The following is a 21,846-nucleotide window of genomic DNA, read 5'->3' as shown; positions in this document are numbered from 1 at the left end:
CATGAAACATACGCTCGATCCCCACATGTTCCGGCATCTTTCGCTGGCCGAGACCTGCCTCAAGGTCGCAGAGCTCGGTTACGACTATGTCGAACTTTCACCCCGTCCGGATTTTCTGTCCTGGTGGACGCGACCGAAGGTCTATCCCGAGCGCGTCGCCGAATTCAAAAAGGCCCTGAAGGATCACGGCGTCGGCCTTGCCACGCTGCAGCCCATGTATCGCTGGGCGAGCCCGTATCCGGACGAATGGGAGGTAGCGATCGACAACTGGAAACGCGCCATCGAGATTGCGGTCGAGATGGAGTGCCCGATGTTCGTTTCGGAATTCGGCCGTGGAGGCTCGCCGGAGCGCAGCCTCAACGACCGGTCCGGCCTGCACCGTCCGGAAACCTGCGAAGCGCAGTTCTTCCGCGCCATGGATGTTCTGGTGCCGATCCTCGAGCGGGAGGGGCTGGTGCTGTCGCTGGAGGCGCATCCCGAAGACTGGATCGAGGAAATCGCGCCGGCCATCGACATCATCAAGACCATCAATTCCAAGGCGGTAAAGGCCTCCTTCATCGCGCCTCACACCTTCTTTTACGGTCCGGACATGGTTGCCAACCTGCGCGCGACCGAAGGTCATCTGGTGCATGTGCGCCTTGCCGATACCTATGACCACACCAAATCGTCGCAGCTGCGCTACATCGTCAATCCGCCCGGCGCCAAAGTCAGGGTGCACCAGCACACGGATTTCGGCCAGGGCGAGATCGACTGGGAGATATTCTTCGCCACGCTGGCCGACATGAAATTCGACGGTGTGCTGTCGAACTGCGTCTTTGCCTGGGAAGATCGTGTCGATGAAAGCGCGCGTTTCATGCTCAGCGAAACCCGGCGATATGTCGCCAAATACTGGAAATGAGGTTTTTCAGATGACTGTGAAAATTGGTGTCATCGGCACCGGTGCCATCGGGCGCGATCACGCCCGACGTATCAATGAGGTTCTGGGCGGTGCGAAGGTCGTTGCGCTGAGCGACGTCAACCGCGCCTCGTCCGAAGCGGTCAAAAAAGACATCGCCCCTGATGCCGCCATTTTCGCCACCGGCGAGGAGCTCATCGCATCAGCTGATGTGGATGCCGTGCTTGTCACCTCCTGGGGCGCGACGCATGAGCAATATGTGCTGGCGGCCATAGCCGCCGGCAAACCGTGCTTCTGCGAAAAGCCGCTGGCGACGACGGCAGAGGGCGCGAAGCGGATCGTCGATGCTGAGGTGGCGCTTGGCAAACGGCTGGTGCAGGTGGGTTTCATGCGCCGCTACGACGCCGGTTACGTGGCGCTGAAAAAGACCGTGGACACCATGATCGGCGCCCCGATCATGGTCCATGCCGCCCATCGCAACCCGACCGTTCCGGAGCAGTATGTGACGCCCATGGCAATCCACGACACGATGATCCATGAGATCGACGTGCTGCGCTGGCTGCTCGATGACGACTATGTGTCGGCCCGGGTTCTCTTTCCACGTGCCGCCGCCCGCAGCCATGCAAAGCTGAGGGACCCGCAGATCGTCATTCTGGAAACGGCCAGGGGCACGATCATCGACGTCGAAATCTTCGTGAACTGCCACTACGGTTACGACATACAGTGCCAGGTGGTCGGCGAGGACGGCATTGCGAGCCTGCCGGAGCCGATGGCGATACAGACACGGCTCGGCGCCAAGCTGCAGAACGATATTCTCACCGACTGGAAGGATCGTTTCATCGCGAGCTACGACGTCGAATTGCAGGACTTCATCCATGCGGCGGCGAAGGGAACAGCCTCGGGCCCCAATTCCTGGGACGGCTACGTGGCCGCGATCACCTCCGATGCCTGCGTCGCCGCGCAGGAGACGGACGGGGCAGCCGTCGCAATCAGGCTTCCCACCCGTCCCGCCCTTTATCAGTGAGGTCTTTCATGCGTTTTGCCATCAACCACATCACCGCCCCGGCGCTTTCGCTCGAGGACTTCTTCCAGACCGCGCGCGAACTCGGCCTCACCGAGGTCGAGATCCGCAACGACCTGCCGGATATTGTCGGTACGGTGACACCGGCGCAGGTGAAGGCGGCGGCCGACAAGGCCGGCGTGACGATCATCTCCATCAACGCGCTTTATCCCTTCAACGTCTGGTCGGGCGACCTGCCGCAGCGCGCCGTCGCCATGGCCGATTACGCCGCGGCGAGCGGTGCAAAAGCGCTGGTCATGTGCCCGCTCAATGACGGCAGGGCGGTTTCCTTCGACGACCTCGTGACGGCGCTGAAGGCCATGAAGCCGATCCTTGAGGAGAGGGGCCTTACCGGTCTTGTCGAACCGCTCGGCTTCCCGGTCTCCTCGCTGCGCACCAAGACCGAGGCGGTGAGAGCCATTGATGTGGCCGGCGGCGGCGATGTCTACAGGCTGGTGCACGATACCTTCCACCATCACCTCGCGGGCGAAACGGCGTTTTTCCCCGAACGCACCGGTCTCGTCCACATTTCCGGCGTCACCGACCCCGCCGTCTCCGTCGCCGACATGCTGGATGCCCACCGCGTCCTGGTGGATGGCGCCGACCGGCTGGAGAACATCGCCCAGATCAGGGCGCTGGAGGCCGCCGGTTACAAGGGGCCCTACAGCTTCGAGCCCTTTGCGACGGAAGTTCATGACCTGAAGGACCCGGCCGCTGCCGTGAAAGCCAGCATCGACCACATCGCCGGCGCGCTATGACCGCGCTGCCGCCCGCGGTGAAGCGCGGGCGGCAACCGGACGATCGCCTAAGCCGGAGAAATCAATTCCGCATTTACGGATGATGCTGTAGTCTCCGGTAACGAGAGAGCAGCAGACCGGCGCGGTTATTCTTCAGATCGATTGCGTGAGTCTTTCCGCCAGGGCCGTCCGAAGAAGAGTGGTTGAATTCCCTTTTATGAAAATAGACAGGAAAACGACGCTTAAGGACGTCGCGCGGGAGGCGAATGTTTCGCTGAGCACGGCTTCGCATGCGATCAACGGCACGGCACCGCTCACCACGCAGGTTCGCGAGCGGGTTCTGGAAGCCGCCCGGTCGCTTGGTTATCTCGAAAACCGGCGCCAGAAGGCGACCATCGCCACCTTGCGTGTCGTCCTGCTGGCCATGACCAATGACGCGGCACCGCAGAGCGACCTCAACATGGTCAGCTGGACAATGTTGAACGGCTTCCGCCGCGAATGCGAGCGGCGCGGAATCCGCATCGTTCCCTATGTCAGTGCAACGAGCCGGCTCGACCCCGTGGCGGTTGCCGAAGCCGTCAGGACAGATAATGTGGACGGTGTCGTGGTTCTGAATGACGACAGGCCGCAGCTGGTCGAGGCGCTTTCCGCGCTTGGCAAGCCCGTGGTGCTGATCAATGGCGAAGATCCGGCCATGATCGTCGATACGGTAACGGCGGAGAACCGGTTCGGCGCTCGCCTCGGCATCGAGCATCTGCTGTCGCTTGGGCATCGCAATATTGTGCATGTGACCTGGAAGGGCCGCACGACGATCCGCCGTCGTCATGATGGCTATAACGATGCATTCCTTGCAACGGGCCTTGCCGTTCCGGCCGATATGGTTATCGAGGTCGAGAGCTACGAACCGGAATGGGGGGAGGTGGCTATCCGCCGTCTGCTTGCCGAGCAGCGACCGCTGCGAAACGCCACCGCGATTTTCTGCGCCGCCGACAATCTGGCGCTCGGCTGTCTGAAGGCCTTGGGGGAGGCCGGCATCCGGGTGCCCGAGGATGTTTCGGTGCTGGGTTTCGATGACATCATGCCAGCTGCCTTCAGCACACCGCCTCTCAGCACCATCCAGTTGCCCGCCGACAGGCTGGGCGGGGCGGCGCTATCGCTGCTGGAGCAGCGGCTGGTGGCGGCCGATCCCACCCGGCCGGCGCACCGGCTGGAACTCGGTTGCCGGCTGGTGCTGAGGGGCAGTATCGCCCCGCCGCGCAAATAGGCCGCTTTCCGCCGCCGCCGCGTCGATCGACGTTTTCCACGTGATATTCGATTGCAAAAACCTATCCCATGAATAGCCTGTGCGGCATGGATTCTGGAATCGGGAGGGTTCCCCGCATGTCGCACAGCAATGAAAACGTCCCTGCTCTGGCGAGGCTGGATGAGCTGGATCGGTTCTGCCGCGCCGTTTTCCTCGCTGCCGGTACGGATGACGAGACGGCCGATGCGGCGACCCGCGCCATGATGCATGGTACGCGGCTTGGCGTTGACAGCCACGGTGTGCGCCTGCTCGCTCATTATGTCACCGCACTTGAAGGCGGGCGTCTCAATCCGCGGCCGCAGATCAGCCGCGTTTCCGGCTTCGGCGCGGTGGAGACGGTGGATGCGGACAACGCCCACGGCGCCCGCGCCACCTATGCGGCCATGGAAAACGCCATGGCGCTCGCGGAAAAATTTGGCATCGGCGCGGTGGCGATCAGGAATTCCTCGCATTTCGGACCGGCTGGGGCTTATGCGCTGGAGGCGGCCCGGCAGGGCTATATCGGCCTGGCTTTCTGCAATTCGGACAGTTTCGTGCGCCTGCATGATGGCGCCATGCGCTTTCACGGCACCAACCCGATCGCCGTCGGCGTTCCTGCAGCGGATGACCTGCCGTGGCTGCTGGACATGGCGACCAGCGCGGTGCCCTATAATCGCGTGCTGCTTTACCGTAGCCTCGGGCAGCAATTGCCTGCGGGGGTTGCCTCGGATGGTGACGGCGTCGATACAAGGGATCCGAATGCAGCGGAAATGCTTGCCCCCGTCGGCGGCGAATTCGGCTTCAAGGGTGCGGCGCTGGCGGGAATGGTGGAGATTTTCAGTGCGGTTCTGACCGGCATGAAGCTGAGCTTCGATATCGCCCCGATGGGCGGGCCGGATTTCTCCACGCCGCGCGGGCTTGGTGCCTTCGTTCTGGCGCTGAAACCGGAAGCCTTCCTTGAGCGCGACGCGTTTGACGAGGGCATGAAGCGCTATCTCGAAGTGCTGCGGGGGTCCCCCGTTCGCGAGGATTGCAAGGTCATGGCGCCTGGCGATCGCGAATGGGCGGTGGCGGCGAAGCGGGAAAGGGAAGGGGCGCCGGTCGATCCGGTCACACGCGCGGCCTTTTCGGAAATGGCGGCAAGGTTTTCGGTCAGCCCGCCCGCTTATCACTAAGCTTCCACGATTGTCGCAGCGCCCGCTCAGGCGGGGCGAAGAAGCATGCTGGGGCGCGGATAGGGTGCTTTTGCGGGTCCCAGCCTTTCCGCCACGACCGGACGGCCGATGTAATAGCCCTGCGCGTAATCGATTTCCATCTGGCGCACGAGCCTCAGCTGTTCCTCGGTTTCCACGCCTTCGATCAAAATTTTATGGCCGCGATTGCGAATGAGGCGGATCATGTCCTGCAGCATCGCCCGTCCGCGTGGGGTCTTGCTGTCATGCAGGAAGGAACGATCAATCTTGACGGTATCGAAATCCGTCATGCGCAGCCATGACAGGCCGGCGAAACCCGTTCCGAAATCATCCAGCCAGATTTTGATGCCAAGCGTCTTCAGGTCGTTCAGGCAACGCAGCACATCCGAATGCATTTCCATGTCCAGGCCTTCGGTGATTTCGAAGGCGAGCCTGTTGCCGGCAATACCGGCTTCCACGAGAATGGCCGCGACGGACGTGGCGAACCCAGGGTTCTTCAATTGCATGGGTGACACATTGACGCTGACGACATCAACCCTGTCATCGGCCAATATGTGCTTGCAGACCGTCTTGATGGTCCACAGGCCCAGTTCCATGATCGTGCCGGTACGCTCGGCGATCGGGATGAAGATGCTGGGGGCGACGGAATTGCCATCCAGCAGCCGAAGTCGCATCAGCGCCTCGACGCCTGTCGTTTCATTGGTCGAGATGTTCAAGATCGGCTGGTAGACAAGGGAAACAAGGTTCTCCGCAACTGCGATCTTCAGAAGGGCGGCGATGTTTTCCGTTTCGTCGCTGGTCTGCGGATCGTCGGGATCGAACAGCTTCATGCAATTGCGGCCATTGCCCTTGGCGATGTAAAGCGCGCGATCGGCCTCGTTGATGATCTTCTCCAGCTTGCCGTCCGGATTGGGGCGGGTGAAGGAGGCGCCGATGCTGACAGTGACGATGAAGGTGCCGTCGCGGCGCTGGTCATGTGCGAGGGACAGGCTTTCCACGGTATGGCGGATCGTTTCGGCGAGCTCGCCAACCTGCTGTTTCGACTTGAATGGCGCCAGCACGATGAATTCTTCGCCGCCATAACGGCCGATCGAGGCGCCGTGCTGGATGATTGCATCCTGCAAGGCATTGCCCACGGTCACGAGACACTTGTCGCCTTCCTGGTGGCCATAACGGTCGTTGTATTTCTTGAAGAAATCGACATCGATCAGGAATACGGAAAAACCTTCTTCCTTCTTCATCCAGTTATCCCACAACAGGCGCAGATGGTGATCGATGGCGCGGCGGTTCTGCAGCCCGGTCAGGGAATCGGTGTTGGAAAGACGCAGCAGCGCCTGGCCACGCTCATCCGCCGCCTTCTGCTGGGCCTTCGCTTCCAGCCCGTTGACGAAGACATGGTAGCGTTCCCTGTTCAGGTTCCAGTTCACATAAGACGTGAAGACGAAGCAGGAGATATAGAAGGTGCCGAAAGCGAATTTGTAGAAAGCGTCTTCAGGAAACTGCGTCGCCGCCAGAAAATAGGTGACGAGAATGATGCCCGATGACACCAGCGACAGATGGAATCTGAAAGTGAAAAACAGATTGGCGCCCATCATGAAGATCGCCCCGAAAACCATGTAATAGGACATGTTTTCGATATTGTCGGTCAGCAGCGATGGCAATAGCCAGCCGATATAACCCATGACGAGGGCGGTCGCACAGGTGAGGTCGAGCGCTGCGGTGCTGGCTCCCCGGCGTAGCTGGATTTCCAGTGTCAGCAGCGCTGATACGGCGACCGCGAAACGTGCGACAATGGTGTAAAACGCGACGTCGGGTATCAGAACGATGTCTGAAGCGGCAAACAGAAGATAAATGAAGACAGCCGTCCACAGGCCCCGACGGATAGAACCCCGGCGGCTGCGTTCGCCTTCCTGCTGGTAAAGGGCAAGAAGTTCATCAGAAAACCGGGAGTCCGGCCGCCGATAGTCTTGCTGTCCACTCACCTCTCCCAATGTGTGCTTCATGCACTTTCCCATAGTGTTGCGTATACTTATTAAGTAACTGCTTATTCCACTTTTCCGTGTGCTGTCGCACCCAGTTCGGGTTCCTGTCGATCTCTGCCAAAGCGGATTGAGACCATGGAAAGGAAGAACGCATCATACGTTCGCAACATTAAGTTTCACTAAACCGCCTATCCTCCCAGCCGCCACCCGAGAGTGTGACCAAAAAAATACGCTAATTTACTAATCTATCCCTACACCGCGCAAAAATCGAAATCGAGTGGCCTTCGGTGTCCCAGAAACGTATAGTTAACAATGTGTTAACACTGGAGGCTGAAGTGGTGCGGGTAAAGAAGAAAAATCTGGATGGGGCAAGTCTGATCACCCCGGATACTGTCGCAAAAGAGATTTTTGCACGCAAAACGAAAACGTTCGATGAGCAGTTCGCAGTTGCAAAAGCAGAAATTGCCATCATTCTCGAATTGGCACAGCAGCAGTTCGATAATGGTATTTCAGCACATGACATAATACATCGAACGGCGGGGGCGCTGCATGGGTTGCGAGAAAAACTCCACTCAAGCGTGTGGGCTGAACTGATCCCCATCATACAGAATCACCCCGTGTCGGAGCGTTTTCTGCAGGATCCGTTCACGCGCTGGTCGTTCGACAAGCCGCGGGGTTATTCCGGCGATGCGCAATTGCTGGATTTTATCTATGGCCACGAAAGCGTTGCCGGTCTGGTGAAGAATGCGACGCCGCTGGGGCGTGATCTTTACGACTATACGAAGGACGCCAGTTCTTCCGTGGCGGTGCGCGAGCGACGGGATCTGCTGACGCGCTTTGTCGACGAAGCGGCGGCCCGGCACGGTGAAGATACCGAAATCCTCACCATAGCGTCCGGACATCTGCGCGAGGCGGACGCTTCCGCGGCGCTGAAGGAGGGCAGGCTGCGGCGCTGGGTGGCACTCGATCAGGACCCCTTGAGCGTCGGTTCCGTTGCCCGCGATTTCGCCGGCACCTGCATCGAGGCGATCGACGGCTCGGTGCGCGATATCGTCCTGCGCACGCAGGAGCTCGGCACTTTCGATCTGATATACGCAGCCGGTCTATACGACTACCTGAACGACCGCGTGGCGATCAAACTCACGCGGCGCTGCATGGAGATGCTGAAACCCGGCGGCATGTTCCTTTTCGCCAACTTCTCCGAGGACATCGTTGTGGACGGCTACATGGAAACCTTCATGAACTGGGCGCTGCTGTTGCGCTCGAAGGCGGATATGTGGCGGATCGTCAATGCCAGCGCCGATCCGGACAGCATCGAGGCTGAGGTGTTCTTTGGCGAGAACCACAATATAGTCTACGCGACGATGCGTAAGAAGGCATGACATCCTTCGACCCGTCTTCCTGCCAATAACCATTTGCTTAAACCTCGTCGCGGGCCTAAGAATCCGCGCCGAATGCATTGCAGAATGGAATGGCTGAAATGAAGAGATATTATTCGGATATGGGCGGTCTGCCCGGGCAGACGGAACTCCTGTCGAGCAAGGCTGTATTCAAGACCGCCTATGCTGTCATCCCCAAGACCGTGATGTCCGATATCGTGACAAGCGTGCTGCCCCACTGGACCGGCACGCGTGCCTGGATCATCGCCCGGCCGATGACCGGCTTTTCCGAGACTTTCGCGCAATACATCGTTGAAGTGCAGCCCGGCGGCGGCAGCGACCGTCCGGAGCCGGACGCACGGGCGCAGGCGGCGATCTTCGTCGTCGATGGCGAGATGACCGTGGAATTCGAGGGCGCCCGGCATGAGCTGCGGGAGGGCTCCTTCGCTTTCCTTCCGGCCGGCAGCCGCTGGCAGATCCGTAATTCGGGCAAGGCGCCGGTCAAATTCCACTGGGTGCGGAAGGCGTTTCAGGCCGTGGACGGGCTGGAGCCGCCGCCGGCGATCTTCACGCATGAAGACGAGACCGCCCTTTCGGCAATGCCGGACACCGACGGCAAATGGGCGACGACCCGTTTCATCGATCCTGATGACGTGCGTTACGACATGCATCTCAACATCGTCACCTTCGAGCCGGGCGCAACCATTCCCTTCATGGAAACCCATGTCATGGAACACGGCCTTTATGTTCTCGAAGGCAAGGCCGTGTACCGGCTGAACGAGGACTGGGTGGAGGTGCAGGCCGGCGACTTCATGTGGCTGCGCGCCTATTGCCCGCAGGCGTGTTATGCGGGCGGGCCGGGCCGATTCCGCTATCTGCTCTATAAGGATGTAAACCGACACGTGAAGCTCTGGTAACGGGCCTGCGGTCTGCAAAAAACCATGAATTGTCGCGCAATCCGGCGGTTTGCGCGATAAATGCTTGCTTTGGATCGAATATCCCTAATAAATTCCCGTAGGCGGCGGCTATTGCTGCGCCGCTTCGTTTGGTGATCCGCCTGCACCTATCCTTGAGAAGACTTGCCCGTATGACTGAGACGATCGATGCCAATGTCTTCAATCTTGCGCCCGTGGCGATGTGGATCGAGGATTTCAGCGAGGTAAAGCGCCAGTTCGATATCTGGCGGGCGGAGGGCGTAGAGGATCTCAGGGCGTTTCTTCTGGACGATCTGACAAGGGTGGCGGCCTGTTCGCAGAAGATCCGCGTCATCCAGGTCAACGCCAGGACGCTGGAACTGTTCGAGGCCCACGACCAGAACCATCTCGTCGACAATCTGCACCGCATCTTTCGCGACGACATGCTAGAGAGCCATGTGAACGAGCTTTCCGAACTCTGGGCCGGCAAGACGGAATTCACCAGCAATGCTGTCAATTATTCGATCGGCGGCAAGCGGCTGGACATTCAGTTGCGCGGCGCGGTGATACCCGGCCACGAGGACACGCTCGACCGGCTGCTTCTGACCACCGAGGATGTGACGGAGCGGGAGGAGGCCCGCCGCAAGGAGCTGCTCAACCGCCGTTATGCCGAGGGCATGTTCAAACATTCGCCTGTGTCCCTGTGGGTGGAGGATTTCAGCCGGGTAAGGCGCCTGATCGAGGAGGTCAGGGAGCGCGGCATCATCGATTTCCGGGTCTTCATGGATGTGCATCCGGAATTCGTACGGCAATGCATGAGCGAAATCCGCGTCATCGACGTCAATCGCGCGACGCTCGACCTGTTCTGTGCGCCGGACCGGCAGGTTCTGCTGCAGCGGCTCGGCGATATTTTCCGCGACGAGATGGAAAAGCCGTTCCGCGAACAGCTGATGGAACTCTGGAACGGTAATCTCAGCCATCACCGCGAGGTGGTGAACTACGCGCTGGACGGTTCCGAGCGGCATCTGCTTTTGCATTTTTCGGTTTTTCCCGGGTATGAGCGGGACTGGTCTCTGGTGCAGGTGGCGCTGACGGATATTACCGCGCGCAAGAAAGCCGAAGCCTACCTCGAATATCTCGGCAAGCACGATGTGCTGACCAAGCTGCACAACCGCGCCTTCTATTCCGACGAGCTGAACAGGCTGGAGCGCAGCGCGTTGCGGCCCGTATCGGCGATCGTGATCGATCTCAACGGCCTGAAGGACGCGAATGACAAGCTGGGGCACGATGCCGGCGACGCCCTGTTGCGACGCATGGGCGAGGTGCTGAACGGCGTGGTGACCGCGCCGAACCACGCAGCCCGCATCGGCGGCGACGAATTCGCCATTCTTCTTCCCGGCGCCGACAAGCAGGTGGCCGCCGCCATGGTCGAAACCGTTTATGAGCTGCTGAAGATCAACAACCAGTTCTATTCCAGCGCGCCGCTCAGCCTGTCGTTGGGTGTGGCGACCAGCGAGGCAGGCGAGACGATGGAATCGTTGGTGCGCCGCGCCGATATGAATATGTACGAGCAGAAAAATGCCTATTACGCGGCGCTGCGTAACAGATCTGCCGACAACAACGACAAGACCAATGCCGGCCCCCAGCCCGAAGCCAGTTCGCTGAAGCGTTTGTCCTGAGGGTAAGAAGGGTCATCGACCCATGCTCGCGCAATTATTTCTGATCTTCCGGCCATAAGGCCCAAGGTGGCACCCACGCCGTCGTGGATCCCAGCGCCTTCCGTGTCCCGATGTTCTTGCGAATGCAGGCCGTGTTTCCACGCCGTCTCGCGCGGCTTCACAAGCGCGTGAGGCCGGTTTTGCGCTGCAACAATTCTATTGTCAGAAATTTACATACGTCTTAGTATGTATGTAAATGTGACCTTTTTCATGGATTCGGAGCGCAGAATGGCGAAAAGACTGGGGCAGATCGTGGCGGTGTTGTTGGCGGGCATCGTTGTGGTCGGATGTAGCGACGAGCAGGCGTCTGCCCCCGGCGCGCCGCCGCCTGGTGCAGTCAAGGTCGTGACAGTGAAGCAGGAAGAGTTGCCGATAACCAACGACCTGCCGGGCCGCATTGCACCGACGCGACTTGCCGAAGTGCGCCCGCGTGTCTCCGGCATCATCGTTGAGCGCGTGTTCGAGCAGGGTTCGCTGGTGAAGGAAGGCGATGTCCTCTACCGCATCGATCCCGCCCCGTTCCAGGTGCGCGTCGACAGCGCCGAGGGCACGTTGCGCCGGGCGCAGGCCGCGCAGCTTCAGGCGCGCCAGACGGCCGACAGGCAGCAGCAGCTGCGCCGTTCCAACGTTGGTTCGCAGCAGGAATTCGACAACGCCATTGCCCAGCTGGCGCAGGCCGATGCGGAGGTGGCGGTGGCTGAGGCAGGCCTGGCGGAAGCGAAGCTCAATCTTCAATATGCGGATGTCAAAGCCCCGATCAGCGGCCGGATCGGCCGCGCGCGTATTACGGAAGGCGCGCTCGTCAGCGCGACCGGCTCTGAAAACCTGGCGACGATCCAGCAGCTTGATCCGATCTATGCCGACTTCACCCAGCCGGCGGCCGATCTCATTCGGCTGCGCAAGGCGCTTCAGGACGGCAAGCTGATGACCGGTCCGAATGAAGCTGAAGTCAATCTGCTCTTCGATGACGGCAGCCGTTACCCGCAGGCCGGCCGTCTGCTGTTTTCGGAGGCAGCGGTGGATGAGACCACCGGCCAGGTGACGCTGCGCGGCGAATTTCCCAACCCGAACGGCGATCTGCTGCCGGGCATGTATGTCCGCGTGCAGATCCAGCAGGGCATTCAGAAGGCTGCATTCGCGGTGCCGCAGCAGGCGGTTCAGCGCGATGCCGGCGGTCAGGCGAGCGTGCTTGTCGTCAACGCCGAAGATACGGTCGAGCAGCGGCGCGTCAGCGTCGGCCGTTCCATCGGTGACCGCTGGGTAATTTCGGAAGGGCTGAAGGATGGCGACCGCGTTGTTGCCGAAGGCTTCCAGAAGACCGCCCCGGGAGCCAAGGTGAAGCCTGAACCCTGGTCCGACGAGGCCGATGTCGCCGCTGCCGCAGGCAGCGAGAGCGCGGCTCCGGCCCAGAAGCAATAAGGACCGATTTCATGGCACGTTTTTTCATCGATCGGCCCATTTTTGCCTGGGTCGTCGCCATCTTCGTCATGCTGGCGGGCCTGCTCGCCATTCCCATGCTGCCTATTGCGCAATATCCGAATGTGGCGCCGCCGCAGATTTCGGTCTCCACGACCTATCCCGGCGCTGCGCCGGAAGATATCTACCAGAGCGTCACGCGCCCGATAGAAGAGGAACTGAACGGTGTTCCCGGCCTGATCTATTTCGAGTCGACATCGGAGGCTTCCGGCCGCATTTCGATCAACGTCACGTTTGAACCAGGCACCAATATCGGTGAGGCGCAGGTCGAAGTTCAAAACCGCATCGCACGCGTGGAGCCACGCCTGCCGCAGGCAGTGACGCAGCAGGGCCTGCGCGTGGAACAGGCAGGCACCTCGTTTCTGATGATGGTGGCGCTCACCTCCGTCGACGGCAATACCGATGCCATCGGTCTCGGCGATTATCTCAGCCGCAACGTGCTCGGCGAATTGCGCCGCGTTCCCGGCGTTGGCAGCGCGCAGCTCTTTGCCACCCAGCGCTCCATGCGCATCTGGATGGATCCGGACAAGATGCTGGGCCTCAGCCTGACGTCGAGCGACGTCATCGGCGCCATCCAGGCGCAGAACTCGCAGGTCGCCGCCGGCCGCATCGGTGCATCGCCAAACCCGATTGGCCAGCAGATTTCCGCGACCGTCAACGTGCAGGGTCAGCTTACATCGCCGGAAGAGTTCGGCTCCATCGTGCTGCGCGCCAACCCGGATGGTTCTTCCGTCAGGCTGCGCGATGTCGCGCGTGTGGAGGTGGGCGGCGAAAGCTATAACTTCTCGAGCCGCCTGAACGGCAAGCCGAGTGCCGCCATCGGCGTGCAGCTATCGCCGACCGGCAATGCGCTGCAGACATCGGAGGGCGTACGCGCCACGATGGAGGAGCTGTCGCGCTATTTCCCGCAGGGCATAGAGTATGAAATTCCCTATGACACCAGCCCCTTCGTCAAGATTTCGATCGAGAAGGTCATTCACACGCTGATCGAGGCGATCATCCTCGTCTTCGTGGTGATGTTCGTGTTTCTCCAGAACATCCGCTACACCATCATTCCGACATTGGTGGTGCCCGTGGCGCTGCTCGGCACCTGCGCCATCATGTATGTCTCGGGTTTCTCGATCAACGTTCTGACCATGTTCGCCATGGTTCTCGCCATCGGCATTCTGGTGGATGACGCGATCGTCGTCGTTGAGAATGTCGAGCGCATCATGGCGGAAGAGCATCTGTCGCCGAAGGAGGCGACCCGCAAGGCAATGGGCCAGATTTCCGGCGCGATCATCGGCATCACGCTGGTGCTGACGGCCGTGTTCGTGCCCATGGCCTTCTTCCCCGGCGCCGTCGGCATCATCTACCAGCAGTTCAGCCTGACCATGGTGGTGTCGATCCTGTTCTCCGGCTTCCTGGCCCTGTCGCTGACGCCGGCGCTGTGCGCTTCTTTCCTGAAGCCCATCAAGGCCGGCCATCATGAAAAGAAGGGCTTCTTCGGCTGGTTCAACCGCAACTTCGACAAGGCGTCGCACAAATATTCGTCTTCGGTCGGCGGCATCATCAAGCGCTCCGGCCGCTTCATGGTGATCTATGCGGCGCTGCTGGTCGGTCTCGGCTGGGCCTATATGCAATTGCCGAGCTCGTTCCTGCCGAACGAAGACCAGGGCTACCTGATCGTGGACATCCAGGCGCCTGCGGAAGCCAGCAGCGACCGCACCCTGCAGTCCATCCAGCAGATCGAAAAGATCTTCCTGGAAGAGCCGGCGGTTGAACGCGTCATCGCCGTGTCGGGCTTCTCCTTCTCCGGTTCCGGCCAGAATGCCGGCCTCGCCTTCGCGACGCTGAAGGACTGGAGCGAACGTGGACCGGAGGATTCTGCAGCGGCCATCTCAGCCCGGATCAATGGCAAGCTCTGGGGCCTGCCGGACGCAATGTCCTTCGCGCTGTCGCCGCCGCCCATTCAGGGTCTCGGCAACTCCAGCGGCTTTACCTTCCGCCTGCAGGACAGGTCCGGAGCGGGCCAGACGGCGCTGAGCGCCGCCGGCGCGCAGCTGATGGCCGCGGCGCGGCAGAGCCCCATCCTTGCCGGCCTTCGCATCGAAGGCATGCCGGATGCGGCGCAGGTCAATCTCGTCATCGACCGTGAGAAGGCAAACACATTCGGCGTGACTTTCAGCGATATCAACGCCACCATCTCGGCCAATATGGGTTCGTCCTACGTCAACGACTTCCCCAATGCCGGCCGTATGCAGCGCGTGACGGTGCAGGCCGAACAGGGCCAGCGCATGAAGACCGAGGATCTTCTGAACCTCAACGTCCGCAACGCCAATGGTGGCATGGTGCCGATCAGCTCTTTCGCCTCGGTGGAATGGGTGCGCGGTCCTTCTCAGGTGGTCGGTTATAACGGCTATCCGGCGATCCGTATCGGTGGCCAGGCGGCGCCGGGCTACTCCTCCGGTGATGCCATTGCCGAAATGGAACGTCTGGCGCGCGAATTACCCGGCGGTTTCGGTTTCGAATGGACCGGCCAGTCACTGCAGGAAATCCAGTCGGGTTCGCAGGCACCGGCGCTCATCGGTCTCAGCGTGCTGTTCGTCTTCCTGCTGCTCGCAGCGCTTTACGAAAGCTGGTCAATTCCGCTCTCCGTCATGCTGGTGGTGCCGCTCGGGGTCATCGGCTCGGTGGCGGCGGTGATGCTGCGCGGCATGCCGAACGATGTCTACTTCCTCGTCGGCCTCGTCGCCATCATCGGCCTTTCCGCGAAAAATGCGATCCTCATCATCGAATTCGCCAAGGATTTGCGGGCAGAGGGCAAATCCACCTATGATGCGACGGTGGAGGCGGCGCATCTGCGCTTCAGGCCGATCCTGATGACGTCGCTCGCCTTCTCGCTCGGCGTGCTGCCCATGGCGATCGCCTCCGGCGCGAGCGCCGCGAGCCAGAACGCCATCGGTACCGGTGTTCTCGGCGGCATGATCTCGGCGACGATCCTCGCGATCTTCTTCGTTCCCGTGTTCTTTGTTTTCGTCATGAAGATTTTCGGGGATCGGAAGAAGGAGAACGAGATTGCTGCTGACGCCGTTTCACCGGCGGAATAACATCGAGGGAAAGCCGGGACACCGTCATGTCATGACGCCGCGGCATTGAGGAAAGGCACGGTGCGGAAGCGCCGTGCCGGCAGTGGAAGGAGATAACGGAATGCGCCGTACCAAGGCCGAGGCAGAAGAGACGCGTCAGGCGATCCTTGCCGCTGCCGAGCGGGTGTTCTTCAAGAAGGGCGTTGCCAACAGCTCGCTGGACGAGGTGGCGGCCGCGGCCGGGGTCACACGCGGGGCGATATACTGGCATTTTTCCAGCAAGACCGATCTCTTCATCGGCCTTTACCAATCGGTGGCGCTGCCGGAATCCGACCTGCTCGATTTCGGCGATCCCGACCTCAAGGGTGCGGCGCTGCTCTCCAGGATAGAAGAAGCGGCCTGCAAATGGCTGGCGCTCCTGGCGGGCGACGAACAGCGCCAGCGCATCATGACGATCAGTCTTCGTACCAATTATTCCGATGAGTTCGCGCCCGTGCTTCATGCGCAGGAGGAGCTGGATCGATACCACAAGGAGCGGCTGGAGGCGGCTTTCGAGCGGGCGCAGGCGGAAGGCGCGTTTAACGACAACTGGACCGCGGAATCCGCGCTCGGCGCGCTTTACTGGCTTTTGAAGGGCATGTGCTCCGATTGGCTGCTGTTCGGCAAACGATTCGATCTGGCCAGCGACGGCGCCGAAGCGGTACATCGCCTCATGAAAGGCTTCCAGCGTTCCCCTGCAGAGTGAGGCGTTTTGCGGGCTCCTCGTCCACCGGACGGCCCTCACATTTCAGTGTATTCTAACAGACAAGCGAAATTTGCTTTACGTACCTCAAAACCAACGCTAGCTTCTTCTCCGAGCTTTGGGAGGAGTTCGCTCATGGTCACTTCAAGGACAATCGAAGGGCAGGAGCCGCCCGTTCGCACCGGATGTCGGTGAGGGCGCATGGCTATTGCTGAGGTTACTGCGGAACCGGCACTTGTCCGGACGGTCGGGTTATCGAAATCTTTCGGACCGGTTCAGGTTCTGAAGGACATAGAGATAGACGTGCGGGCCGGTGAGGTGCATGCCATCATCGGTGAGAACGGCGCCGGCAAGTCGACGCTCATGAAACTGCTGGCGGGCAATGAAAAGCCCTCTGGCGGTGAGATCCGTGTCGACGGCGACCCCGTCACGCTGAGCGGGCCGGTGGATGCCGAACATCGCGGCATTGTGCTCGTCCATCAGGAAATATTGCTCGCGCCTGATCTGACGGTGGCGCAGAACATCTACCTTGGCCGCGAACTGCGCAAGGGCCCGGTGGTGGACGATCGTGCCATGCGCGACGGCGCCCGCAGGGCGATCACCGAACTGGGCGGCGTGATAGACCCCGATGCCATCGTCGGCAGCCTGTCTATCGCCCAGCGGCAGTTGGTGCAGATCGCGCGCGTGCTGCTCGTGCCACATCGGCTGGTCATTTTTGACGAACCGACGGCCAGCCTGACGCCTATCGAAACCGAGGCGCTGCTTAACGTCATCCGCGATATTCGCGCGAAAGGCGTGGCCGTGCTCTATATCTCGCACCGCCTGCCGGAAGTGAAGGAAATCGCCGACCGCGTGACCGTGCTGCGCGACGGCCGGCTGGTCGCCTCTCACCCGGCCTCGGAGCTGGAGCCGGCCGATATGGCGCGGCTGATGGTGGGGCGCGATGTGGCGAAACTCTATCCCGACCGGAACGCCGGCGGCGAGCGCGAGCCTGTTCTTGAGGTGGAGCATTTCAACGTTCCCGGTTATGCGCAGGATGCCGGTTTCAGCCTGCGCAAAGGTGAAATCCTCGGTTTTGCCGGGTTGGTGGGGGCGGGCCGGACGGAGCTGATGGAGGGTGTGCTGGGCCTGCGGACCGGGCGTGGGACGGTGCGTCACCTTGGCCGGACGGTGCACTTCGCCAAGGCGGAGGACAGCCTCAGGGCCGGCATCGTTTACCTCAGCGAAGACCGTAAGGGGAAGGGGCTGTTGCTCACCAAGGATCTGCGGGTCAATCTCACGCTTGCGTCGCTAAAAAAATTCAGCCGTCTGTTCCAGATCGACACCGGCCGGGAAACGGCCGCGCTTGATGCTGCAGTGCGCAACTTCGACATTCGCACAGGACGCAAGGACTTGCTGGCGGGCCAGCTTTCCGGCGGCAACCAGCAGAAGCTGCTGCTGGCCAAGATGATGCTGCTCGACCCGTCCATCGTCATCATCGACGAGCCGACCCGCGGCATCGATATCGGCACCAAGGAGCAGATTTACCGCTTTATCGCCGGGCTTGCGGATGAGGGGCGCTCGATCATTGTCGTTTCCTCGGAAATGCCGGAGCTGATCGGCATCTGCGACCGCATTCTGGTGATGCGTTCGGGCAGGATTGTCGGTGAGGTGACGGGGGAGCGCATGACTGAAAACGACATCGTGGCGCTGGCGACGGGTGTTCACACGCAGGAACCCGCCTGAGCGCCCGCGTTCGGGGAAACATGGCCTGACAAAAGAAACTGAGGGGAAATATGACTGAGGCCGCATTTGATAACGGCAAAACGCCGAAGACCTCGAAGGACTGGGACCTGCGCGCCGTCGCGCCTTTCGTGGCGCTGGCACTGCTGCTGGTTCTCGGCACCATCGCCAATCCCAATTTCATCGGCATCGACAATCTGTTGAATGTCATCACCCGCAGCGCCTTCATCGCCATCATCGCGCTGGGCGCAACCTATGTCATCACGTCGGGCGGGCTGGACCTGTCGGTGGGCGCCATGGTTGCTTTCGTGGCCAGCCTGATGATCCTGTTCATGAACAGCGGCGCGATAGCGAGCCCGTTGCTGATGCTTCTTGCGGCAATGGCGCTCGCGCTCGCCATCGGCGCGGCCTGCGGGCTGGTAAACGGGCTCATCACCACCATCGGCCGCATCGAACCCTTCATCGCCACACTCGGCACCATGGGTATCTATCGCGGGCTGACGACCTGGCTGTCGCAGGGCGGCGCGATCACGCTGCGCAACCCGGAAATCCAGACGCTTTATCGCCCGGTCTATTTCGGCAATGTTCTGGGCGTGCCGGTGCCGGTCATCGTCATCTTCGTCACGGCTGCGATAGCCGCCTTCGTGCTTTACCGTACCCGCTACGGGCGGCATCTGACGGCGGTGGGCTCCAGTGAGGATGTTGCGCGTTATTCCGGCATTCCGGTCGCCCGGGTTCGCACCATCGCCTATGTGGTACAGGGGCTCTGCGTCGCCGTTGCGGTGCTGCTTTACGTTCCGCGCCTCGCGTCTACGTCGGCAACGACAGGCATGTTGTGGGAGCTGCAGGCGATTACGGCCGTCGTCGTCGGCGGTACGGCGCTGCGCGGCGGGGTAGGGCGCATCTGGGGCACGATCTGCGGCGCCTTCATTCTGGAGATCGTCGGCAACATCATGATCCTGTCGAACTTCGTCAGCGAATATCTGATCGGCGCCATTCAGGGGGCCATCATCATCATCGCCATGCTGGTGCAGCGCTCGCTCAGCCGCAGGTAAGGTATCACGCCGCGCCATGTGGGGCAGGCGCGGTTGGAGGAGGAACGCCCCGGTCTTGAGAGGAAAGAGACTATGCGTAATAAATTCATCGGCGTGGCCTTTGCCGCGCTGGCAACGGTGCTGGCGGGTTCGGCCCACGCGCAGGACAAAAAGGTCACGATCGGCGTGTCCATTCCGGCGGCCGACCATGGCTGGACGGCGGGCGTGGTCTACCATGCCGAACGTGTGGCGAAGCTTCTGATGAAGGAGCATCCGGGTCTCAACGTCATCGTCAAGACATCGCCGGACGCCGCAAACCAGGCCAATGCGCTGCAGGATCTGGCCGTGCAGGGGCTCGACGCGCTGGTCGTCCTGCCGTCCGATCCCGATCCGCTTGTCAACGCCATCAAGGAGATCAAGGACAAGGGCACCTTCGTCGCGCTCGTCGACCGCGCGCCGAGTGTCAACGACAATTCTATCCGCGATCTCTATGTGGCCGGCAACAACCCGGCGCTCGGCCAGGTGGCCGGCGAATACATCAAGAAGACGACGCCGGATGCCGAAGTCGTGGTCATTCGCGGCCTGCCGATCCCGATCGACCAGCAGCGCCAGGATGGCTTCGACAAGGGTATCGCCGGCTCGAATGTCAAGGTTCTCGACCGCCAGTACGGCAACTGGAACCGCGACGACGCCTTCCGTGTGATGCAGGACTATCTGACCAAGTACAAGAAGATCGACGTGGTCTGGTGTCAGGACGACGATATGGCGATCGGCGTGCTGGAAGCCATCCAGCAGGCCAAACGCACCGATATCCAGTATATCGTCGCAGGCGCCGGGTCCAAGGACATGATCAAGAAGGTCATGGACGGCGACAAGCTTGTGCCGGTCGACGTGCTCTATCCGCCAGCGATGGTGGCGACCGCCATGCAGCTGACGGCCGGGCATTTCTACGATCAGGTGCCGGTCGCGGGTGAGTACATCCTCGATGCGACGCTGATCACCAAGGACAATGCCGAGCAGTTCTACTTCCCGGATTCGCCGTTCTGACGAGCTGGCTTCTGCCATGCGACGCCCGCTGCAAGGCGGGCGTCGATGCTGCTAAAAGTTTTGCCCAGGTTTGGATTTGGCGAGACGGCTGCATCCCCACTCCGTCACCCCGGACTTGATCCGGGGTCCAGGGCGATCAAGTCCTTGATCGCGGGAGAGTCCTTTCACGGCGCAGACGCGCCGTGGCTGGATGCCGGATCAAGTCCGGCATGACGGAAGGGCGCTCGGCGAATGCCGCCCGGCCCCTCACCCGTTCTTCCTGAACCACGCCGAGAGATAATCCACGAAACTGCGCACCTTGGCGGGCAGGTAGCGGCGATGCGGATAGACCGCATAAATGCCGCGGTCCTTGGAAATGTAATCGTCGAACAGCGTCACCAGTTCTCCAGACTGGATATAGGGCCGGGCGATAAAGTCAGGCACCATGGCGATTCCGAGGCCGGCACGCGCCGCGCGCAGGGTCGCCTGTGGGCTGTTGACCTCGATGGGTCCGCTGATGGCGACCGAATTTGAGCCGCCATCCGGCTCCAGATACCGCACCGTATTATGAAAACGCGTATTGGTGTCGATGATGAAGGGAACGCGGGAGAAATCCTGCGGACCATCGAGCGGCCCGTGTTGCGCGACGAAATCCGCCGTCGCCACCGCATAGACCCGGAAATCGGAAAGCTTGCGGGCGATCAGGCCCGAATCCTCCAGCCGGGTGATCCGGATCGCGAGATCGAAGCCTTCTTCGATCAGGTCGACGAATCGGTCTTCCGCGACGATCTCAAGCGACAGTTCCGGATTTTCCTTGGCGAAGTCGATGAGGCTCTGGCCGACCTCCGCGTCGATGAAAGTGCGTGGAACGGAGATCCGCAGTTTTCCTTTCAGATCGGCATTCTTTTCCCGAACAAGGTCGGCGAGATTGTCGATCTCCTTCAGAATGTCGGATGCTGTGCGGTAATAGGTGTGCCCGGCTTCCGTCAGCGAAAACTGCCGCGTGGTTCGGTTTAAGAGAAGCGCTCCGAGATCGTCCTCCAGTTCCCGCACATATTTGGACAGAAGCGCCTTGGAGCGCCCGGTCTTGCGCGCCGCAGCGGAAAACCCCTCCGCTTCGACAACATCGATAAAGGCGCGGATGCGCGTCAGCGTGTCCATGAAAACCCTCCAGTTTGTTCCATATAATTGAACGCTGCATCCTGACTGTTCAACTATAAAATCGCTGCTGAAAAATTCCGCTATATGGTGAAAAAATCCTCTTGATTATGACGGCGAATATTCTTATCTCCCGTGCTGCCCAAAGTCGCACGTGCCCATGTGTGTCCGCCGATTCCTCGATGTGGTGAGGATTTAGGTAAGGTACCTGGAACTAACCCCTCCAGTCGCTATTCCGGCCAACCGGAAAATGCGAGGACATACGAAGCAACGACGGTGCGGGCCTTTCTGGTTCTCTGCCGGCTCTCCATCAGCCGGGGTACTAAAGAGGCACACCATCATTGCCTGAAGTGCGGTCGGGTCATTCCCTCCAATCCATGGCAGACAAAGCCGAATGATGCTCTGGCAGGGCGTCGTTCACATTCGCGCCTTGAGCGTATGCTATCGATTCTGCGCCTCC

The 21,846-nt window shown here is 60.8% G+C and carries 16 protein-coding genes; 14 read left to right on the top strand and 2 right to left on the bottom strand.

Annotated elements, in window-relative coordinates; genetic code table 11:
• The first annotated feature begins 1 nt into the window (after position 1).
• From ACZ47E_RS20085 to ACZ47E_RS20065, 5 genes are all read left to right on the top strand, one after another.
• On the top strand, positions 2-898 hold the full coding sequence (locus ACZ47E_RS20085) for a sugar phosphate isomerase/epimerase family protein (RefSeq protein ID WP_278067570.1): 897 nt from the start codon (positions 2-4) through the stop codon (positions 896-898).
• 10 nt (positions 899-908) lie between these two features.
• Positions 909-1,919, top strand: a complete 1,011-nt coding sequence (locus ACZ47E_RS20080) for a Gfo/Idh/MocA family protein (RefSeq protein WP_278067569.1) — start codon at positions 909-911, stop codon at positions 1,917-1,919.
• 8 nt (positions 1,920-1,927) lie between these two features.
• Positions 1,928-2,713 (top strand): TIM barrel protein, encoded by a 786-nt coding sequence (locus ACZ47E_RS20075; protein WP_034496693.1) that lies wholly within the window; start codon positions 1,928-1,930, stop codon positions 2,711-2,713.
• Between the two features lie 196 nt (positions 2,714-2,909).
• On the top strand, positions 2,910-3,956 hold the full coding sequence (locus tag ACZ47E_RS20070; protein ID WP_004445099.1) for a LacI family DNA-binding transcriptional regulator: 1,047 nt from the start codon (positions 2,910-2,912) through the stop codon (positions 3,954-3,956).
• A gap of 116 nt (positions 3,957-4,072) precedes the next feature.
• A complete protein-coding gene (locus ACZ47E_RS20065) occupies positions 4,073-5,149 on the top strand; it encodes an Ldh family oxidoreductase (RefSeq protein ID WP_006700206.1) in 1,077 nt (358 codons plus the stop codon).
• Positions 5,150-5,175: 26 nt separating this feature from the next.
• Here ACZ47E_RS20065 and ACZ47E_RS20060 read toward each other — a convergent pair whose 3' ends face one another.
• The gene (locus ACZ47E_RS20060) at positions 5,176-7,170 is read right to left on the bottom strand and encodes a putative bifunctional diguanylate cyclase/phosphodiesterase (RefSeq protein ID WP_064263419.1); all 1,995 of its coding nucleotides are present in this window, start codon (positions 7,168-7,170) and stop codon (positions 5,176-5,178) included.
• 314 nt (positions 7,171-7,484) lie between these two features.
• On the opposite strand from ACZ47E_RS20060, the gene ACZ47E_RS20055 reads away from it, so the two are divergent.
• From ACZ47E_RS20055 to ACZ47E_RS20015, 9 genes are all read left to right on the top strand, one after another.
• Positions 7,485-8,531 carry a class I SAM-dependent methyltransferase gene (locus tag ACZ47E_RS20055; RefSeq protein WP_006700367.1) on the top strand — a complete coding sequence of 349 codons (1,047 nt, stop codon included), beginning with the start codon at positions 7,485-7,487 and terminating at the stop codon, positions 8,529-8,531.
• Positions 8,532-8,620: 89 nt separating this feature from the next.
• Positions 8,621-9,445, top strand: coding sequence for a bifunctional allantoicase/(S)-ureidoglycine aminohydrolase (locus tag ACZ47E_RS20050; protein WP_006700368.1), 825 nt, complete (start codon positions 8,621-8,623; stop codon positions 9,443-9,445).
• Positions 9,446-9,615: 170 nt separating this feature from the next.
• Complete coding sequence (locus ACZ47E_RS20045; RefSeq protein WP_004445093.1) at positions 9,616-11,121, top strand: sensor domain-containing diguanylate cyclase; 1,506 nt, start codon at positions 9,616-9,618, stop codon at positions 11,119-11,121.
• Between the two features lie 267 nt (positions 11,122-11,388).
• A complete protein-coding gene (locus ACZ47E_RS20040) occupies positions 11,389-12,579 on the top strand; it encodes an efflux RND transporter periplasmic adaptor subunit (protein WP_464017135.1) in 1,191 nt (396 codons plus the stop codon).
• 11 nt (positions 12,580-12,590) lie between these two features.
• Positions 12,591-15,725, top strand: coding sequence for an efflux RND transporter permease subunit (locus ACZ47E_RS20035; RefSeq protein ID WP_278067567.1), 3,135 nt, complete (start codon positions 12,591-12,593; stop codon positions 15,723-15,725).
• Between the two features lie 100 nt (positions 15,726-15,825).
• Positions 15,826-16,449, top strand: coding sequence for a TetR family transcriptional regulator (locus tag ACZ47E_RS20030; RefSeq protein ID WP_077986949.1), 624 nt, complete (start codon positions 15,826-15,828; stop codon positions 16,447-16,449).
• A 198-nt stretch (positions 16,450-16,647) separates the two neighbouring features.
• Complete coding sequence (locus ACZ47E_RS20025) at positions 16,648-18,171, top strand: sugar ABC transporter ATP-binding protein (protein ID WP_278067566.1); 1,524 nt, start codon at positions 16,648-16,650, stop codon at positions 18,169-18,171.
• 50 nt (positions 18,172-18,221) lie between these two features.
• Positions 18,222-19,223 (top strand): ABC transporter permease, encoded by a 1,002-nt coding sequence (locus tag ACZ47E_RS20020; RefSeq protein WP_004445079.1) that lies wholly within the window; start codon positions 18,222-18,224, stop codon positions 19,221-19,223.
• 72 nt (positions 19,224-19,295) lie between these two features.
• On the top strand, positions 19,296-20,249 hold the full coding sequence (locus ACZ47E_RS20015; protein ID WP_004445078.1) for a substrate-binding domain-containing protein: 954 nt from the start codon (positions 19,296-19,298) through the stop codon (positions 20,247-20,249).
• Positions 20,250-20,495: 246 nt separating this feature from the next.
• Here ACZ47E_RS20015 and ACZ47E_RS20010 read toward each other — a convergent pair whose 3' ends face one another.
• A complete protein-coding gene (locus ACZ47E_RS20010) occupies positions 20,496-21,389 on the bottom strand; it encodes a LysR family transcriptional regulator (RefSeq protein ID WP_004445076.1) in 894 nt (297 codons plus the stop codon).
• Positions 21,390-21,846 lie beyond the last annotated feature (457 nt).

Source organism: Agrobacterium sp. 5Ca39 (assembly GCF_055382365.1).
This window is presented reverse-complemented; position numbering and strand designations above follow the sequence as displayed.

Bases quoted from the DNA above. Each gene is read 5' to 3' on its own strand.
- ACZ47E_RS20085 (WP_278067570.1), top strand. From the start codon at position 2: ATGAAACATACGCTCGATCCCCACATGTTCCGGCATCTTTCGCTGGCC.
- ACZ47E_RS20080 (WP_278067569.1), top strand. From the start codon at position 909: ATGACTGTGAAAATTGGTGTCATCGGCACCGGTGCCATCGGGCGCGAT.
- ACZ47E_RS20075 (WP_034496693.1), top strand. From the start codon at position 1,928: ATGCGTTTTGCCATCAACCACATCACCGCCCCGGCGCTTTCGCTCGAG.
- ACZ47E_RS20070 (WP_004445099.1), top strand. From the start codon at position 2,910: ATGAAAATAGACAGGAAAACGACGCTTAAGGACGTCGCGCGGGAGGCG.
- ACZ47E_RS20065 (WP_006700206.1), top strand. From the start codon at position 4,073: ATGTCGCACAGCAATGAAAACGTCCCTGCTCTGGCGAGGCTGGATGAG.
- ACZ47E_RS20060 (WP_064263419.1), bottom strand. From the start codon at position 7,170: ATGAAGCACACATTGGGAGAGGTGAGTGGACAGCAAGACTATCGGCGG.
- ACZ47E_RS20050 (WP_006700368.1), top strand. From the start codon at position 8,621: ATGGCTGAAATGAAGAGATATTATTCGGATATGGGCGGTCTGCCCGGG.
- ACZ47E_RS20045 (WP_004445093.1), top strand. From the start codon at position 9,616: ATGACTGAGACGATCGATGCCAATGTCTTCAATCTTGCGCCCGTGGCG.
- ACZ47E_RS20040 (WP_464017135.1), top strand. From the start codon at position 11,389: ATGGCGAAAAGACTGGGGCAGATCGTGGCGGTGTTGTTGGCGGGCATC.
- ACZ47E_RS20035 (WP_278067567.1), top strand. From the start codon at position 12,591: ATGGCACGTTTTTTCATCGATCGGCCCATTTTTGCCTGGGTCGTCGCC.
- ACZ47E_RS20030 (WP_077986949.1), top strand. From the start codon at position 15,826: ATGCGCCGTACCAAGGCCGAGGCAGAAGAGACGCGTCAGGCGATCCTT.
- ACZ47E_RS20025 (WP_278067566.1), top strand. From the start codon at position 16,648: ATGGCTATTGCTGAGGTTACTGCGGAACCGGCACTTGTCCGGACGGTC.
- ACZ47E_RS20020 (WP_004445079.1), top strand. From the start codon at position 18,222: ATGACTGAGGCCGCATTTGATAACGGCAAAACGCCGAAGACCTCGAAG.
- ACZ47E_RS20015 (WP_004445078.1), top strand. From the start codon at position 19,296: ATGCGTAATAAATTCATCGGCGTGGCCTTTGCCGCGCTGGCAACGGTG.
- ACZ47E_RS20010 (WP_004445076.1), bottom strand. From the start codon at position 21,389: ATGGACACGCTGACGCGCATCCGCGCCTTTATCGATGTTGTCGAAGCG.